Consider the following 16,179-nt stretch of genomic DNA (forward strand, 5'->3'; position numbering starts at 1 on the left):
GGACGCTTAGTCGTGATGAAACAGATCCCGGGTGTACACCTTAGCGGCGACATCTTCGAGTTCATTGGCCATACGGTTAGAAATAATTACATCGCACATGGCTTTAAATTCATGTAAATCGCGGATCACTTTCGAGTTAAAAAACTCGCCTTCCTTGAGTACGGGCTCATAGACCACGACTTCGATGCCCTTGGCCTTTATGCGTTTCATCACTCCTTGTACCGCCGAGGCGCGGAAGTTGTCTGAGTCGGATTTCATGATTAAGCGATAGATCCCCACTCGCTTCGGTTGCTTACTGATAATCGCGTTGGCGATAAAATCTTTGCGGGTCGTGTTGGAATCGACAATGGCGCTGATGAGATTGTTAGGCACATCGTTATAGTTGGCCAGCAATTGCTTAGTGTCCTTGGGCAGACAGTAACCGCCATAACCGAAGGAAGGATTGTTATAGTAATCGCCGATGCGCGGATCTAAACATACGCCTTCGATAATCTGGCGGGTGTTGAGCCCTCGGCTCTCCGCATAGGTGTCCAACTCATTAAAGTAGGCGACGCGCATGGCTAAAAAGGTGTTGGCAAACAACTTAATCGCCTCGGCCTCAGTGCTGTCTGTGAGTAAAATCGGAATATCTTGCTTAATGGCGGCGCGAGCAAGCAGATCGGCAAAGGCTTGGGCGCGCTCGGAACGTTCACCCACTATGATCCGCGAGGGGTGCAGGTTATCGTAAAGCGCCTTACCTTCGCGCAAAAACTCGGGTGAAAATAAGATATTGTCACTGTTGAGTTTACTTCTCAGCCCTTCGGTAAAACCCACTGGCACAGTCGATTTGATGACAATGGTGGTGTCAGGATTCAGGGCGAGCACTTCCTTCGCCACCCGTTCGACCGACTGAGTATTAAAGTAGTTGGTTTGTGGGTCGTAATCCGTAGGAGTGGCTATGATGACAAAATCGGCTTCTTTAACGACGTTTTTGTCGCACGTGGCACTGAGATTTAAGGCTTTATGCTGCAGGTATTCTTCAATCAGACTATCGGCGACCGTTGGTTTACGCGCATTAACTAACGCGATGCGCTCGGGCATCAAATCAATCGCTACTACATGGTTTTGCTGGGCGAGTAAAACCGCGTTCGATAGGCCAACATAGCCCATTCCAACTACAACTATGTTCATAGGTTTTATACAGTTTGGCATTTTGTTTCCCAAACTAGCATTTTCTGCGGCATTAGAATATGTCATTTCGATGAAATTCACAGTTCCAAATTAAGTGCTCTTTTCTCGATTTTCACCCGTATACAATGCTGGGCTCGCGTTCCGTTTAATTTATAACATCCTATCTATGCAGATTTTTTTTGCCACAATCCTATGTTACCGTACTTATGGTTATTAAGCTTGGAGCCTTAACGTGATTTCAGTCGTGATCCCCGCCAAAGATGAAGTGGGCAATATTGGCCCATTAATGAAAGAGATATGCCAAGCCCTGCAAGGGTTGACTGAGTTTGAAATTCTTGTTGTCGACGACGGTAGTCAGGATGACACCTTTGGTGAAGTTATGCATACCGCAGAGGTGATGCAATGCGATGCCAAAGCCATTCGTCACGAGCGCAGTACGGGCCAAAGTACCGCTATCTCCACTGGCGTTTTACACGCCCGCGGTAAATACATCGTCACCTTAGATGCCGATGGACAAAACGACCCTGCGGATATTCCCGCCATGCTGGCCCAATTGCCGCAAATTCATGCCGAACATTTTTGTATTGCCGGTTATCGCAAAAACCGTAAAGACACGGCGTGGAAGCGATTCCAGTCCCGGTTTGCGAATAAAGTGCGTGATGCACTGTTACACGATGGCGTGCCTGATACCGGATGTGGCTTAAAACTCTTCCCCCGCGAAACCTTCCTGCGCATGCCTTACTTCGACCATATGCACAGATATATCCCGGCACTGGTGCGCCGCATGGGGGGCGAGGTGTTTATTTCTGTGGTTAATCATAGGGATCGCCAAGTAGGCGTGTCTAAATATACTGCTTGGAATCGGGTCTGGGTCGGAATTGTCGACATCATGGGCGTCATGTGGCTCGGTCGCAGGGCGAAAATCGCTAAGGTCGCCCGTAGCGAAACCAGCTGGCACGATTAAGATGAAGCGACTCTATAAGGCGATTTTTATCGTCTTTATTTTGCTGGTGTTAATGTTTGCGGCCCAGCAAGGGTTATTCGAGCATGTAACCGATAGCAATTGGGTGGCACACTTTATTGCCGCTCAAGGGGTCTATGCGCTGGCGGTATTGCTGATGGTTGGCGCCTTGTTTACCGCTGTCGGTGGGCCGAGGCAGGTGATCGCCTTTGTATTTGGTTTTGCCCTCGGTGGCGTTTATGGTGGCTTATTTTCCACCTTAGCGGCATTGCTGGGTTGTGTGCTGGCGTTTTATACCGCGAGATTAACCATTCGAAGCAGTCTGCAACGACGTTTTGGCAATCGTTTGCAAAAGTTTGAGGCGCTGATCATTCAGCGGACTTGGTTAAAAGTCTTAATGATCCGCCTGTTACCCGTGGGTAGTAATCTGCTGACGAATCTGTTTGCGGGGGCGACACATATCCCCGCGGGGGGATTTATGTTTGGCAGCGTGCTGGGTTATTTGCCGCAGATGCTGATTTTCAGTTTTGCGGGCGCGGGCATTGGCTTATCTGATCATAACCAACTGGGGATCAGTATCGGGCTGTTTATTATCTCGAGTCTTATCGGCGCTTACCTTTACCGTTCTAGCCTGCGTAAGCAGGTGGATGAATTGGAACACTAAATAGGGATTAGGAATGGATGCATTGAATCGTCGTTTCAATAGCGAAGATTATTACCAAGTACTCTGGCCGCTGCTGTTGATGAGTTTGCTGATCTTGCTGGTTGGCATTGGTTTTCGTTCCCCTTGGCCAGCCGACGAGCCGCGGTTTGTTGAGGTCGCGCGGGAGATGGTGGCCTCGGGTCAATGGCTATTCCCTACCCGAGGCGGGGAATATTATCCCGATAAGCCGCCAGTGTTTATGTGGGCGATTGCCCTGTTTTATCAACTCACGGGGTCGTTAAAACTCTCCTTTTTACTCCCCAATGCCCTCTGTGGCTTGCTGACGGTATTCCTTGTCTATGATTTGGGTGCCAGATTGTGGAATGTGCGGGTTGGCCGCAACGCTGCACTATTGCTCCTCATCGTGCCGCAGTTTTTGATGCAGGCGAAAAATGCCCAGATAGATGCCATGGTGATGTGTTGGATAACCGTGGGATGTTACGGATTAATCAGACATTTTATGCTTGGGCCTAAGTGGCATTGGTATTTTATTGGCTGGGCATTTATGGGACTTGGGGTGATCACTAAGGGGGTTGGTTTCTTGCCCTTGTTGTTGCTCATTCCAATTGGGATTTACGCCTTCAAAGATAAGACCCGTTTCGAGGGCCGCTTAACTTGGCTTTGCCTGGCGGGGCCTTTGGCCATGCTGGCCGTGATTGCCTGTTGGTTAGTGCCAATGGTGATGACGGTTCAAGCCCATGGCACGTCCGAGATGGTGGCCTATCAAAATAACATTTTGTTTAAGCAAACGGGCGAGCGTTACGTCAATGCTTGGCACCATATCAAGCCATGGTACTTCTTCGTGCTGAGTGTGATCCCTTGGATGTGGTTCCCGATTTCGTTGCTGTTGGTCGCCTATTGGAAACAGTGGGTGCAAAAGGTAAAAGCCGATCCCACCATCGCGATTCTGCTGATTTGGGTCGGGCTCGTGGTGCTGTTTTTCAGTATCAGCCCGGGCAAGCGCAACGTGTATATTCTGCCCGCATTACCTATGCTGGCCCTCGCGGCGTCAGCGGTATTAACGGGTGTTTCACCCAAAGCTTGGTTTGAAAAACTGGTCACTGGTGTGCTGTGGTTCTTGGGCGCACTCGTGTTAGTGGCCGGCGTGCTGGCATTTATCCATCACCCTGCACTTGTCAAAGCGCTGGCGGATTATACCGATGATCTCACTGGCATTGGTTACTTATTTATTTTGCTCGGGGTGCTTTGGTGTGCCTTGCTGTGGCTGGCGCGTCGTCAGTTTGCACTGGTGAAAGTGGGGTTAGTTTCAGCCTTGGGCTGGGTGCTGGTGAGCACTTGGGGTTACGCTATGCTTGATGAAATGCGCACCCCCAGAAGCCTGATGCTACATACCGCCGAAGTGATAGGTGAGGATGCCGAGCTTGGGTTAGTAAACTTTAAAGAGCAATTTATTCTGTTCTCGCCCATGAGTGTGACGCATTTTAGTTATCTCGCGCCAGTAGAAGAGCAGGAGCGTAACGCGTGGCAATGGATGCAGGAGAACAAACAGCGTTATGTGTTAGTGCCTAGCGGTGCTGAGCTGAGTTGCTTCGATATTAAAGGCGGTAAGAGCATGGGGATTGCCCACCGTGACGAATGGATTTTGTTATCCGCTGCGGAACTTAAGCCTCAGTGCCAAGCGCCAGAGCGTGAGTATCGTTACTTTACCGATCATCCTGGCCGTTGGTTAAAAGAGTAATCAAACACCATATCGAAGAAGCTAAAAATGCCTGCAATAGCAGGCATTTTTATCGGTGAGGTTAACGCGTCTGGCAGATGCTGCAAAACACTGTGCTGCGTTGACCAAGGCGGATTTCGCTGAGTAGATTGCCGCACTGAGTGCAGGTTTCGCCGCCGCGGCCGTAAACATGCAGCTTTTGGGCGAAATAGCCGGGTTTACCCTCGGCATTGGTGAAGTCCTTAAGCGTGGTGCCGCCCTGCTTGATGGCGTGTGCGAGGATTTGTTTCACTTCAGCAACCAGTACCGTTAAGCGTTCAATATCTATCTTGCCTGCCTCCGCCTCGGGGTGTATCCCTGCGGCAAACAGTGCTTCGTTGGCGTAAATATTTCCCACACCCACCACAATATGATTATCCATCAGGCAGAGTTTGATGGCCTTTTTCTTGCCCGCCAGTGCGGCAGCTAACTGATTGACGTTAAAGACATCGGTCAGAGGTTCTGGCCCGAGTTTTTCCAGCAGCGGATGGGCTTCCTCTGGCAACTGGCACCATAACCAAGCGCCGAAGCGTCTTGGGTCGTTAAAGCGTAGAATGCGGCCATTGGCGAGAACGAGATCGATATGGTCATGCTTCTCCACTGGCGTGTCGTGGGGCAGGATCCTTAGGCTGCCCGACATCCCCAAATGCACTATGCTGGTGCCTGCATCGGTATCGATTAACAGATATTTAGCGCGGCGGCGCACTTGACGTATGGTTTGGCCGATGATCTGTTTGGCAAGTTCGGGAACGGGCCAACGCAGTGAGGCGTTCCGCACAACGAGGTCAACCACGGTTTGATCGACTAAGTAAGGGGTTATCCCCTGACGGGTGACTTCGACTTCTGGTAATTCCGGCATGATTGGCTTCTTTTATTCAATAGATTAACGTGCAGGTTTCGCATCGAGGATTGGCTGTAAACCCGTCCTTAAGCTCGGTGGCACTAAGTACCAGTTGCTCGCGGGAGATTTAAGGACGCCTTCATCGGGGAAATAAATCCAGCGCTGTGATTGACGAATATCAGTAATTTGGATCACCAGCTCCTGAGGTTTGCCAGTGGGTTGTGGCGCGTCATTCCAGGGCGAGACCCTTAAGCCTTGCCAAGCCTTTGCCCATTGCTCACAGTTGAGTACTTGTGGATCGCATTCCCAGCTTGAAGTTTGTTTGTGCAGCCAAATACCATCCAACTGCAACTGAGCCAGCGGGGCATTATCATCAAATAGCCGTTGCGCATCACTGGGCACATTTTGGGTTTTCTTATCCATAAACGTGAGCACGCCAATGATAAACACGCAGGCAAGAATAATGATGTTATTCCACTGTTTACGAGTGAGCGCCATAGGAAAAGGGACACAAAAAATAGGACTAATGCCATGAGTGTATCACGGCAAAATTGAGATGCTAGCCCTGAGGTGAGGAGGTTAACCGCCGGTGGCGTTCATAAAACGCAGAATTTGTACTTCGTTATTATCGAATACATGCTGCTGAGGTTTGCGCTTAATGCCTTGGAGAATGGCGGTTTTTAGTCGTTCAATATCGCCGGGGAACTCTCTTATAATGCTTTTTAAATCAACGGAGTGCTCATTACCCAGACAGAGCAATAGCTGCCCCTCTACGGTCACGCGCACCCGATTACATTCGTGGCAAAAGTTGTGGCTATGGGGTGAGATAAAGCCGATGTGAATTGGACTATCGACCATCTTGTAGTAACGCGCGGGTCCGCCTGTGCGTTTATTGGAGAGTTGTAGTGGATAATGCTCGCTAATCATGGCCTTAACTTCATCACTGCTGCAATGGCGCATGCGTTTGCGTTCATCCATTTCACCCAGCGGCATTTCTTCAATAAAGGCGATATCGAGCTTGCGGTCGCGGCAAAAGTTAACCAGATCGATGACTTCATGATCGTTTTGCTGTTTGAGGATCACGGCATTGATTTTTATGCGCGTAAAACCTGCGGCAATGGCCGCATCAATGCCTTCGATAACGCGTGCTAATTTGCCGTTGCGTGTCAGTTGGGTAAATAGTTCGGGGTTAAGGGTATCTAAGCTGATATTTAAACGCTTAAGACCCGCATCAAACATAGGTTTGGCAAACTTACTGAGCCTAGAACCGTTGGTGGTCATCGATAAATCTTTGAGCCCTGGGAGCTTGCCAAGTAAGTGCACCAGTTGATCGCAATCGCTACGCACTAGCGGCTCGCCGCCGGTGAGGCGAATTTTGGTCACCCCCAGTTCAGTAAAGGCTTGGGCAATCCAAGCCAACTCTTCGAGGTGCAGTACATGGTCCTTGGGCAAGAAGCAGGGATCTTCGGTCATGCAGTAGACACAACGGAAGTCGCAGCGATCTGTCACTGAGAGTCGTAAATATTCGACCTGACGGCCAAAGGCATCTACAAGTTGGCTCATAGGGACTCAGTGGCTCTTATAGAAGATCGGCAAAAGGTTGAATAAACACGGTTTCACCCGCATTCACCACCTCAGCATCATCTCCAATGATGATAAGGCAATTACCTTTGACCATAGAGCTGAGCATGCCCGAACCTTGGTTACCTGTGCTGGTCACGTGCAGCCGGCCATCATGACCGAGGCGATAAATTCCGCGGATAAACTCAGTGCGGCCAGTGCGGCTACGCAGGGTTTCATCGGTAATCGCTGGGAATAATGGCGCCTGCCAGTGAGTTTCACCAGCGAGTTTACGCAGTGCAGGTTGCACAAATTGCAGGAACGACACCATCACCGCCACCGGATTGCCGGGCAAGCCGAAGAATAGGCTATCGCCGACCTTACCAAAGGCGAGTGGGCGACCAGGGCGCATATTGATCCGCCAGAAGTCGATATTGCCAAGGCGTGCCAGCACGGCCTTGATGTAGTCGGCATCGCCAACGGAAACCCCGCCAGAGCTAATCACCACATCGGCCTGCGCCGCGGCTTTGGTTAAGGTGGCTTCGAGAGCGCTTTCGGAGTCTTCGATAATGCCTAAGTCAATGACGTCACAACCTAAACGTTTTGCCATCGCCTTGATGGTGTAACGGTTCGAGTCATAAATACAGTTTGGATTCAGTGCTTCGCCGGGTTGGCTGACTTCATCCCCGGTTGAAAACACGGCTACTGTTGGACGGCGATAAACCGTTACACGGTTAAGGCCTAGGGAGGCTAATAAGCCTTGCTCGGCGGCGCTTAGGCGCGTGGCCTGTGTGAGTGCGACTTGGCCTTGGCCAATGTCTTCACCCGCAAGGCGAACGTGTTGGCCCTGTTGAATGCGGCCATCGAAACTGACCTTGGCATTGGTTTCGTTGGCCAGTTCTCGAGGTTGAACGGTGTCGGCGCCAGCGGGTACGGGCGCGCCGGTCATAATGCGCACGGTTTCACCCGCCTTGAGTGTGCCCGAATATTGATGTCCGGCGAGGACTTCACCGACTAAGCTGAAACTCTCAGGCATGGGTTCTTGATAGGCAAAGGCGTAGCCATCCATCGCGGAATTAGTTTGCTGCGGCACATCCACGGGTGAAATGCTGTCGCGGGCAAGCACGCGGTTATCTAAGTCGTCTAAGCCTATGTCTTCCACCTCAGTGACGGGCGTGACATGGGATAAAATTTGCGCTAACCCTTGGCTCACGCTCAGGTTTTTATCGCTGCCCAAGGTGCAGGCATCGACAGTCGCGATCGGTAATGCGGGGTTAGGGGCTTGCCAACTATTGGCATATTCCATAACAAAGTCAGCAATTTGGCCAACATTGTTGAGATCGAGTCTTCTGAGCTCGCTCGGCAGTTCGGTGTCATCACAGCAGGCGATGGCGAGAATATTGTCGTCTTGAGTATAAATAAACGGCTTGCCGTGGGCGGCGCGGTGCAGCTCGATTTTTGGTAATGTGAGTTTTTTAAAGCCTTCGACTAAGACAATATCAACCTTGTCGGCTTCAATTTGCTTTAGCAGGTGGACAAGTTCTGGGTCGCCATCGCGGGCATCTTCGGTCATCAGCGCCCAACGCACATGGGAGGCGACTAACATTTGCCGTGCGCCAGCTTTTCGCATCTCGTAGCTGTCTTTACCTGGAATATCGACATCGAAATTGTGGTGAGCATGTTTGATCACTGCCAGACGCAGGCCGCGCTGATTTAATTCGGGGATCAATTGCTTGAGTAGGGTGGTTTTCCCCGTGCCGCTATAGGCACAAAATCCGAGAACGGGAATAGATAGCGGATTGACGAAGGGAGTACTCATTTGCACCTCTAATCTGGGAAATTGAAGCCTTAGCTTTGGTTTATCTCTGCTGCCAGTCGTTGTTTTTGTTCTGGCGTGTTCACATTGACAAAGGCATTAGGTTGATCGGCAAAGGCCGCTACGGCAAAGCGATGTTTGGCATACCAAAAATCAATTTTACGCTCACCCGCTTCGAGGAAGGCGGTCATCGACTCGCGCAGGCTTGGCTTTAATAACATCACCACGGGCTGCTCACGCTCACCATCGCTGGCAACGGCAAGTTCAGCATCGTTTGCCTCAATGGCGGCCAATAAGCGGGCGACTAAATCCCGCGGGAGTAGCGGACAATCGCAGGGCACCACGAGCAGATAGTCTGCTTGGGTGTGACCCATAGCAGTGATCATGCCCGCCAAGGGGCCGAGAAACCCAGTATGCTCATCGCTCAACACCGTAAAACCGAACTCAGCATAGCGTGTTTGGTTACGATTTGCGTTGATCAGGATCTCCTTAACCTGAGGTTTTATCCGTTCGATAGTGTGTTCTATCATGGCCTTGCCGTTTAGCTCGACGAGGCCTTTATCGTCCCCGCCCATACGGCGTGCCATACCACCGGCAAGAATAACCGCATCAATTTGCAACGACATATAAAGATCCCTGTGTGGAGTTTGTGGGCGTTTGCTGATGGGAGGTTATCACCTGTTGGTCTGCAATGTGCCACTGCTGCTCGCAAATGGCGGTGAGCGCACAGTTTTGGTGGCTGCTTAATAGCATTCCCGTCCCTTGCTGTTTGAGCTGTTGGATCATTTGCAGCACTAAGGCTTGGGAGTCCTTATCCATATTGGAGGTCGGCTCATCGAGCATCAGTAACTTTGGCTGCAATATCCAAGCGCGGGCGATGGCGAGGCGTTGTCTTTCGCCGCCAGATAAATTGCTGGCTCTAGCTTGTAATAGCGAGCCTAGTTGGGCCATTTCAATTGCTTGGCCTATTCTGCGTTTGGCCTCGGTTTTTGAGGCCGCAAAGGGGAGCCCGTAGGTCAGGTTGTAATTGACTGTACCATCGAATAGATAGGGATGCTGGTGGAGGTAAACGGCTTTGCCCAGCAATGGGTTGCGTGTCCACCATGCATCCTTTTTAAAGCCGCTGACTTCAATCTTGCCCTTAGATGGCGGCTGTAAACCCGCGAGGATCTTCATTAGGGTCGACTTGCCCGAGCCGTTGTCACCCTGCAAATAAATCACGTTCCCTTGGCATAACTCGAGGCTGTGGGCTTTGAATAATAAGCGCTGGCCAAAGGACATTTCCAAGTCGCGGGCGATCAGTTTGGCTTGGGTCATAAGTTAATGGCTCCTTGGCGTTTCTTTGCCGCGTAAACTGCCTAAGGCAAAGTTGAGGATCAAAGCCAAGATTAGCAGCACTAATCCGAGGGCGATAGCTTGGGCGAAATCGCCTTTACTGGTTTCCAGTGCGATAGCCGTCGGGATATTACGTGTTACGTTTAAGATGTTGCCGCCGACCATCATAGAACAGCCGACTTCGGTGAGAATACGGCTAAAGGCCGCGACAATCGCCAGCAATAACGGCATACGCAGTTCGCGACACACGGTCCAGACCGCGCTAAACCAAGAGGCGCCTAAGGTGCGTGAGGTTTCCCATGCCCGGCGATCAACACTGGTGAATGCTGCTTGACTCATGGCGATCATCACTGGGGCGCAAATCAGCATTTGGCCGAGGATCATCCCCTCTTGAGTAAACAACCACTTTAAATCCCCAAGCGGGCCATTGCGGGTCAAAATCAGATACACCAGCAGGCCGATGACGACCGTAGGGATCGATTGCAGCGTTTGCACTAAGTTAGTGACAAACCACTTTCCGGGGAAATGGGCAAACGCCAACACAAAACCGAGCACCATAGAGGGAACTAAGGTGATGAGCAGCGCCGCGAAAGAAACCGAAAACGAGACAGAGATGATGGACCAAACGTCGGGGTCCAATGAAAACAGCAGGCTTAACGCCTGCTGTAACAGTGCTAGCCAGCCTTCGCTCATTCGCTATAGGTTGCCTTGAACAGTTGCTCGCCTTCAACTTTGAAGTTATTGATCATGGCTTGACCTTCTTTGCTGATCAGCCAGTCACTGAAGGCTTTAGCGCCTTTGTGGTTCAGATCTGGGTACTTAGCTGGGTTGATCAGAATCACTTGGTATGGGTTCGCTAGGGTTTTACCGCCATCGAAATCCACGCCTAAGTCCAGCTTAGTTTTGTACGCCACGAAAGTACCACGGTCAGACAGCGTATAACCTTGTAATTCGTTTGCCATCAGCAGGGTTTTACCCATGCCTTGACCGACTGAAGTGTAACCTTTGAAGTCAGGAGTCACGCCTGCTGCTTTCCATACTTCTAACTCTTTGATGTGGGTGCCAGAGTTGTCACCACGAGAGACGAAAGGTAAGCCAGATTTGGCGATTTTAGCGAAGGCTTCTTCAGCAGTTTTGCTTTCACGTAGTTTTGCTGGGTCGTTTTTAGGACCTAACACCACGAAATCGTTTTCCATAATGCCACGTGGCTCAACACCAAAACCATCGGCAACAAATTTTGCTTCAGCACTTGGTGCGTGGGTCATCACTAAATCCACATCGCCTTGCTCGCCTAGTTTCAATGCTTTACCCGTACCCGTTGCGATAACTTGTACTTTATAGCCTGTTGCACTTTCAAACTTAGGCAGTAATTCTTGTAACAGACCAGAGTTTTCAGTACTGGTCGTGGTGGCTAACTTAATTACTTCAGCCGATTGAGCGGGTAACACTGTGAGCATGCTGGCTGCAACAACCAGGCCCAGTAATGACTTCATATGGGATTTCACGTTTAGCATGGATACTCCTTGGCGAAAAATAGGGTTCCGACTCAATTGCCTACTGAGTGGGAGGTTCCGTAAATTGTAATGCGTTCGGTTGAAAGCAAATAGGGTGCCAAACCGATATTCACGCTTTTACCTTCACAGCTTGATCTAAATTGTGACTTCGATCTCAGGCTCAGCAAATAGTTTACAGACAAATTGTCTCAGCGCATGCTTCTTATGGTTCATAGTGACCTATTTGTCTAGTTTCAATGCTAGAATTGGTCGCAATTGAGTCAAAATGTCCAGAAGTGAGCACTATGAGCCAGATAGATAATAACCTCAAGCCCCTTCCTTCCGCTGTTTCAGTCCTGATCGTCGATGACGAGCCGGGGATGCGTAGCTTTTTGAATAAGGCACTTTCGAAGAAATTCGCCTTAGTTGAAACGGCGGGCAGTATTGAAGATGCTGAGCAGTTACGTAGTCGCTGCCATTTCGACTTGCTGATTGTCGATATCCGCTTACCCGGTCGCTCGGGTATCGAGTGGCACGAAGCCTTAGACGAGCAAGGTCGACGTTCCGATGTAATCTTTATGACCGGCTATGCGGATTTAGAGGTGGCGATTAAAGCGCTGCGAGCAGGTGCCTCAGATTTCATTATGAAGCCATTCCATCTCGAGCAGATGATGTCGGCGGTTGACCGTTGTATTGAACGCCGATTGCTGCGCCGTGAAAACTTGATGTTGCGTCGCGAAGTCTCTATCGGCTATTCCTCTACCATCATAGGGAGTAGCGACGCCATGAAGTCGGTGAAGCAAGTGATTGAGCGCGTGGCACCGACCAATGCCGTGGTGTTAATTCAAGGCGAATCGGGCACAGGTAAAGAGTTAGTCGCGCGGCAATTACATTTACTCAGCGGTCGCCAAGGGCCCTTCGTGCCAGTTAACTGTGGCTCGATAGCCCCCGAACTGCTTGAGAGTGAACTCTTTGGTCATACGGCTGGCGCGTTTACTGGTGCTAAAGGTAACCGTGAAGGCCTATTTAGTTTTGCCTCCGGCGGTACGATTTTCCTCGATGAAATTGGCGAGATGCCGCTCAAAATGCAAACAGCGTTGTTAAGGGTGCTGGAGCAGAAGGCGATTCGCCCGGTGGGCAGTGAGAAGGAAGTCAATATTGATGTCCGGGTGATTGCGGCAACTAACCGCACTCTGATGGATGAAGTCGAAGCGGGGAACTTCCGTCGCGATCTTTATTATCGACTGAATGTGCTGGATATTTTTATTCCTCCGCTGCGTGAGCGTCCGGAAGATGTGGTCGAATTGACCCACCATTTTACCCGCCAATTGGCTGCTGAATTAGGCGTGCGTGAAGTGGTGTGGAGTCATGAAGACATGGTAAAGCTGCAACAACATGAATGGCCGGGTAATATCCGCGAACTGCGTAATATGATTGAGCGCTGTATTCTGCTCGGCAAGCCGCCAGCGGAGTACTGGAAGCAGCAGGTTAAAACCGAGTCTTCGGCTTTGCAGGGTTATCCTTTAGATTGGCCATTAAAAGATGTGGAAAAACACCATGTGACGAGTGTGGTCGATCTGCATTCTGGCAATAAATCTGCGGCTGCTCGGGACTTAGGGGTTTCCCGCAAGACCTTAGATCGCAAATATAAAGAGTGGTTTGACGTTAGCGACGAGCAGGAGTTTTAAGTGTCTTTTTTTACTCACTTTTTTGGAGTTAGTTGGCAGCAAATGCAGGCTAAAGTGCGTTATCGCATTTTGATCCTCACATTGCTGCCGATTTTGCTCACTTTGGTGAGTTTAGTGTTTATCACGATTTACTGGAATATCAGCTACACAGGCAAGCAACTGTTTATGAAGGTCAAAGCCGATTTGGCTGTGGCTGAAAATACCCTGCAACAGGTGCAAGTTCGCCAAGAAAAACAGCTAGAAAGAGTGATGACCTCATGGACATTCCAGAATGATTTTAGGCCGATCCTCAGTGGTGCATTAGATCATAGGACGAGCATAGATAGTTTTCTAGATGAGCAAAAGCAGCAACTCGATTTAGACTTTTTGCGGCTGGTCAGTGTCGCTGAAGCGGCGGCTGATCCTGACTTACGACAGATTTTACCGAAAATGGGTGGAATGTTGCCTTATTCGGGACTGATGGTGTTATCTCGTGAACGTTTGGCGCGGATTGACCCTGATTTAGCGCAAAGAGCGAGTATTCCACTGTTAGCGACCTTGCGGGCACAAAGTCCCAATAAGCAAGTAGAGGACCGTGGTTTGCTCAGCCGTAGCTTGTTGCCGATCCCCGATACTGAAGGCAAAGTGGCATGGTATCTCGACGGCGGGGTGTTATTTAACCGCGACACCCGCATCGTTGATCATATCCGCGATCTTGTCTACGACAAGGGCACCTTGCCTGAACGTTCAATTGGTACTGTGACGATTTTTCTCGATAATATTCGGGTATCGACTAACGTTCCTTTGCATTTTTTTCCACAGCCGAATGAATCCCAAGGGCGTGCACTGGGGAGTTTGGTCTCGGAGGAAGTGCGAGAAAAAGTGTTAAATCACGGAGAGTTATGGGTCGATAGGGCGTTTGTGTACAATGATTGGTTTATTTCTGCCTATGCGCCGTTAGAAGATGTCCGTGGACAGCGAATTGGGATGATCTACACCGGTTTTTCGGAGTCACCTTTTATTCATAACTACCTGCTTAATATCATTGAGTTAGGTACCATTCTGATGTTAGTGCTGCTTATTTCTGGATTGCTGGTTTACCGCGGTGCCTACAGTTTATTGCAACCGATTGAGCGGATTCACCATGTGGTGCAAGCCGTGCAGTCTGGGCGCAATGTGCGTATTGGTGCCTTGGGGTTAGATAGGGATAACGAGTTGTCGAATCTTGCCGAGCAGTTCGACCGTATGCTCGACCTATTGCAGCGGCGCAACGCGCAAATTCAGGCCGCTGCCGAACAGCTCGAAATGAAGGTAGAAGAGCGTACTCGTAGCCTGCAAGATAAGACCTTAGAGCTACAGCGTAACGTCGCTCTACTCAATGAGACACGCCAGCAGTTAGTGACCAATGAAAAGTTGACCGCTCTAGGAGAGTTAACCGCTGGTATTGCACACGAAATCAATAATCCGACCGCTGTTATCCTCGGCAATATGGAGTTACTGCGCTATGAGCTGGGTGATAATGCCGACGTCGTAAAAGAAGAAATTGATCTAGTTATTCAGCAGGTTGGTCGTATAAGCACTATTATCCGTAGCCTACTGCAATATAGTCGCCCGGGAGAGTTTAACGCTCCCTTAGAGATGCATCCTATCACGCCGATCATTGAGGAAATGCTGGTGTTAGTGCGGCATTCAATTCAAAAGCAAGAAGTTGTGCTGATAACGGAACTGAACGCCAGTTGCCCTGTTCAGGTCAATCGCCCGCAGTTACTGCAAGTACTGATTAACCTTGTGGTGAACGCAGCCCATGCGATGGATGGTAAGGGACGCATTTGGGTTCGCACTTATGATTGGGTGCAGCAAGATATGCCGATTGGCGTCAAAATCGAGGTTGAAGACGAAGGGTCTGGGATTGAGCCTGAGCAATTGGGGCGGATTTTTGATCCTTTCTATACCACGCGTAAAGATGGCACAGGCCTTGGGCTGTCGCTCAGCTACGGTATTATTAAGCGCATCGGTGGCACCATAGAGGTGAGCTCTGTATTAGGTAAAGGCTCAATCTTCACCATTGGCTTGTATCACGAGGCTAAGGAAGATCAACAAAACAACCTTTACGATGGCTTACATTTTTCTGGACATAATGCTGAAATCTAAAATTCTGCGCGAGTTAAGTATAAGGTTAGAAGAGCTTTATTTATTGAATAACAAGCAAAAAAAAGCCGGATGATGAATCCGGCCACAAAAGAGTGTGTGAGCAATGTCGTGCTTGCAAACTCAGGAGCACTTTAACAACGTCAGATTACCAGTCATCGGTGTTAAAGATGAGTTTTGGAACGCAAGTTAACGATAATCATTCTCAATTGTGTTTGCAAGCTATTTATTGCAAAAAATGTATATTTTTATCTATGGTATGTTTACGCCGCCGCAATAGACTTGCTTAAATGCAATTTATGGTTGATCAAACTCTGGGGATCGGCATTTAGCTCGGTAATTAAATATTGGTTTCTAATCAATAGATTGAGCATTGCAGGGAAGCGATTCATGGTTTTAACCTGAATATGGTTATAGCCTTGGAGGCTGGCCCATTTCTCTTGGTATTCCAGTAGGCTTTGTGCTAATCCTAAACGTCTAAAGTCTGTCGCAACGCCACCTAACCAACTGTAAAAAATCCCTTTTTCCTGTTCATATCCCAGCTTGAACCCCGCCAGTTCGCCTTCCACATAGGCTAGGAGAATCAAGCAAGTCTTGCCTGAAAGCCGTGTCGTTAAGGTGTCAGGCGTCAAGGGACGGTCGAGCTCAGGAATTTGCTTACTTAGTTCGATGAGTTGTATGGCTAACTCGGGAGTCAGAGCTGTGATTGCTTTGATTTCAATTGAATACATAATTTTCTCTCACAAAAATCAGCCCCAATAGCGTATC

15 protein-coding genes are annotated in these 16,179 nt (G+C 49.6%); 5 read left to right on the plus strand and 10 right to left on the minus strand.

Features of this window, described 5'->3' with window-relative positions; genetic code table 11:
• Window positions 1–6: 6 nt before the first annotated feature.
• Window positions 7–1,170, minus strand: a complete 1,164-nt coding sequence (locus M0413_RS08825) for a nucleotide sugar dehydrogenase (protein WP_249553833.1) — start codon at window positions 1,168–1,170, stop codon at window positions 7–9.
• A 232-nt stretch (window positions 1,171–1,402) separates the two neighbouring features.
• On the opposite strand from M0413_RS08825, the gene M0413_RS08830 reads away from it, so the two are divergent.
• The 3 genes from M0413_RS08830 to M0413_RS08840 are packed head-to-tail and all read left to right on the plus strand — an operon-like array spanning window position 1,403 to window position 4,533.
• The gene (locus M0413_RS08830) at window positions 1,403–2,134 is read left to right on the plus strand and encodes a glycosyltransferase family 2 protein (RefSeq protein WP_011624605.1); all 732 of its coding nucleotides are present in this window, start codon (window positions 1,403–1,405) and stop codon (window positions 2,132–2,134) included.
• Window position 2,135: 1 nt separating this feature from the next.
• Window positions 2,136–2,795: a TVP38/TMEM64 family protein gene (locus M0413_RS08835; RefSeq protein WP_249553835.1), complete on the plus strand. Its 660-nt coding sequence runs from the start codon at window positions 2,136–2,138 to the stop codon at window positions 2,793–2,795.
• Window positions 2,796–2,808: 13 nt separating this feature from the next.
• On the plus strand, window positions 2,809–4,533 hold the full coding sequence (locus tag M0413_RS08840; protein ID WP_249553837.1) for an ArnT family glycosyltransferase: 1,725 nt from the start codon (window positions 2,809–2,811) through the stop codon (window positions 4,531–4,533).
• A gap of 61 nt (window positions 4,534–4,594) precedes the next feature.
• On the opposite strand, the gene mutM is transcribed toward M0413_RS08840, so the two are convergent.
• The 8 genes from mutM to M0413_RS08880 form a co-directional block, all read right to left on the minus strand.
• Window positions 4,595–5,410, minus strand: a complete 816-nt coding sequence (gene mutM / locus M0413_RS08845; protein ID WP_249553839.1) for a bifunctional DNA-formamidopyrimidine glycosylase/DNA-(apurinic or apyrimidinic site) lyase — start codon at window positions 5,408–5,410, stop codon at window positions 4,595–4,597.
• Window positions 5,411–5,434: 24 nt separating this feature from the next.
• Window positions 5,435–5,890, minus strand: coding sequence for a hypothetical protein (locus tag M0413_RS08850; protein ID WP_249553841.1), 456 nt, complete (start codon window positions 5,888–5,890; stop codon window positions 5,435–5,437).
• Window positions 5,891–5,971: 81 nt separating this feature from the next.
• Window positions 5,972–6,955, minus strand: a complete 984-nt coding sequence (gene moaA / locus M0413_RS08855; RefSeq protein ID WP_099457200.1) for a GTP 3',8-cyclase MoaA — start codon at window positions 6,953–6,955, stop codon at window positions 5,972–5,974.
• Between the two features lie 16 nt (window positions 6,956–6,971).
• Window positions 6,972–8,771 carry a bifunctional molybdopterin-guanine dinucleotide biosynthesis adaptor protein MobB/molybdopterin molybdotransferase MoeA gene (locus M0413_RS08860; RefSeq protein WP_249553843.1) on the minus strand — a complete coding sequence of 600 codons (1,800 nt, stop codon included), beginning with the start codon at window positions 8,769–8,771 and terminating at the stop codon, window positions 6,972–6,974.
• A gap of 29 nt (window positions 8,772–8,800) precedes the next feature.
• On the minus strand, window positions 8,801–9,394 hold the full coding sequence (gene mobA, locus M0413_RS08865) for a molybdenum cofactor guanylyltransferase MobA (protein WP_023266178.1): 594 nt from the start codon (window positions 9,392–9,394) through the stop codon (window positions 8,801–8,803).
• Window positions 9,378–10,085 (minus strand): energy-coupling factor ABC transporter ATP-binding protein, encoded by a 708-nt coding sequence (locus tag M0413_RS08870; RefSeq protein WP_144346364.1) that lies wholly within the window; start codon window positions 10,083–10,085, stop codon window positions 9,378–9,380. The genes mobA and M0413_RS08870 overlap by 17 nt, the downstream gene beginning before the upstream one ends.
• A 3-nt stretch (window positions 10,086–10,088) precedes the next feature.
• Complete coding sequence (locus M0413_RS08875; RefSeq protein ID WP_140907447.1) at window positions 10,089–10,796, minus strand: ABC transporter permease; 708 nt, start codon at window positions 10,794–10,796, stop codon at window positions 10,089–10,091.
• The gene (locus tag M0413_RS08880) at window positions 10,793–11,617 is read right to left on the minus strand and encodes an ABC transporter substrate-binding protein (protein WP_069453927.1); all 825 of its coding nucleotides are present in this window, start codon (window positions 11,615–11,617) and stop codon (window positions 10,793–10,795) included. The genes M0413_RS08875 and M0413_RS08880 overlap by 4 nt, the downstream gene beginning before the upstream one ends.
• Before the next feature lie 284 nt (window positions 11,618–11,901).
• Here M0413_RS08880 and M0413_RS08885 point away from each other — a divergent pair, with 284 nt between their 5' ends.
• Both M0413_RS08885 and M0413_RS08890 read left to right on the plus strand, forming a co-directional pair.
• The gene (locus M0413_RS08885; protein ID WP_037423995.1) at window positions 11,902–13,284 is read left to right on the plus strand and encodes a sigma-54-dependent transcriptional regulator; all 1,383 of its coding nucleotides are present in this window, start codon (window positions 11,902–11,904) and stop codon (window positions 13,282–13,284) included.
• Complete coding sequence (locus M0413_RS08890) at window positions 13,285–15,414, plus strand: sensor histidine kinase (RefSeq protein ID WP_037423992.1); 2,130 nt, start codon at window positions 13,285–13,287, stop codon at window positions 15,412–15,414. It begins immediately after the preceding gene.
• A gap of 260 nt (window positions 15,415–15,674) precedes the next feature.
• Here M0413_RS08890 and M0413_RS08895 read toward each other — a convergent pair whose 3' ends face one another.
• Window positions 15,675–16,142 (minus strand): GNAT family N-acetyltransferase, encoded by a 468-nt coding sequence (locus M0413_RS08895; protein WP_249553845.1) that lies wholly within the window; start codon window positions 16,140–16,142, stop codon window positions 15,675–15,677.
• Window positions 16,143–16,179: the final 37 nt, after the last annotated feature.

Source organism: Shewanella sp. 8A, assembly GCF_023475945.1.
Classification (GTDB): domain Bacteria; phylum Pseudomonadota; class Gammaproteobacteria; order Enterobacterales; family Shewanellaceae; genus Shewanella; species Shewanella xiamenensis.

Excerpts from the sequence above, each read along its gene's own strand:
- M0413_RS08825 (WP_249553833.1), bottom strand. The coding sequence starts at position 1,170 with ATGAACATAGTTGTAGTTGGAATGGGCTATGTTGGCCTATCGAACGCG.
- M0413_RS08835 (WP_249553835.1), top strand. The coding sequence starts at position 2,136 with ATGAAGCGACTCTATAAGGCGATTTTTATCGTCTTTATTTTGCTGGTG.
- M0413_RS08840 (WP_249553837.1), top strand. The coding sequence starts at position 2,809 with ATGGATGCATTGAATCGTCGTTTCAATAGCGAAGATTATTACCAAGTA.
- mutM (WP_249553839.1), bottom strand. The coding sequence starts at position 5,410 with ATGCCGGAATTACCAGAAGTCGAAGTCACCCGTCAGGGGATAACCCCT.
- M0413_RS08850 (WP_249553841.1), bottom strand. The coding sequence starts at position 5,890 with ATGGCGCTCACTCGTAAACAGTGGAATAACATCATTATTCTTGCCTGC.
- moaA (WP_099457200.1), bottom strand. The coding sequence starts at position 6,955 with ATGAGCCAACTTGTAGATGCCTTTGGCCGTCAGGTCGAATATTTACGA.
- M0413_RS08860 (WP_249553843.1), bottom strand. The coding sequence starts at position 8,771 with ATGAGTACTCCCTTCGTCAATCCGCTATCTATTCCCGTTCTCGGATTT.
- mobA (WP_023266178.1), bottom strand. The coding sequence starts at position 9,394 with ATGTCGTTGCAAATTGATGCGGTTATTCTTGCCGGTGGTATGGCACGC.
- M0413_RS08870 (WP_144346364.1), bottom strand. The coding sequence starts at position 10,085 with ATGACCCAAGCCAAACTGATCGCCCGCGACTTGGAAATGTCCTTTGGC.
- M0413_RS08875 (WP_140907447.1), bottom strand. The coding sequence starts at position 10,796 with ATGAGCGAAGGCTGGCTAGCACTGTTACAGCAGGCGTTAAGCCTGCTG.
- M0413_RS08880 (WP_069453927.1), bottom strand. The coding sequence starts at position 11,617 with ATGCTAAACGTGAAATCCCATATGAAGTCATTACTGGGCCTGGTTGTT.
- M0413_RS08885 (WP_037423995.1), top strand. The coding sequence starts at position 11,902 with ATGAGCCAGATAGATAATAACCTCAAGCCCCTTCCTTCCGCTGTTTCA.
- M0413_RS08895 (WP_249553845.1), bottom strand. The coding sequence starts at position 16,142 with ATGTATTCAATTGAAATCAAAGCAATCACAGCTCTGACTCCCGAGTTA.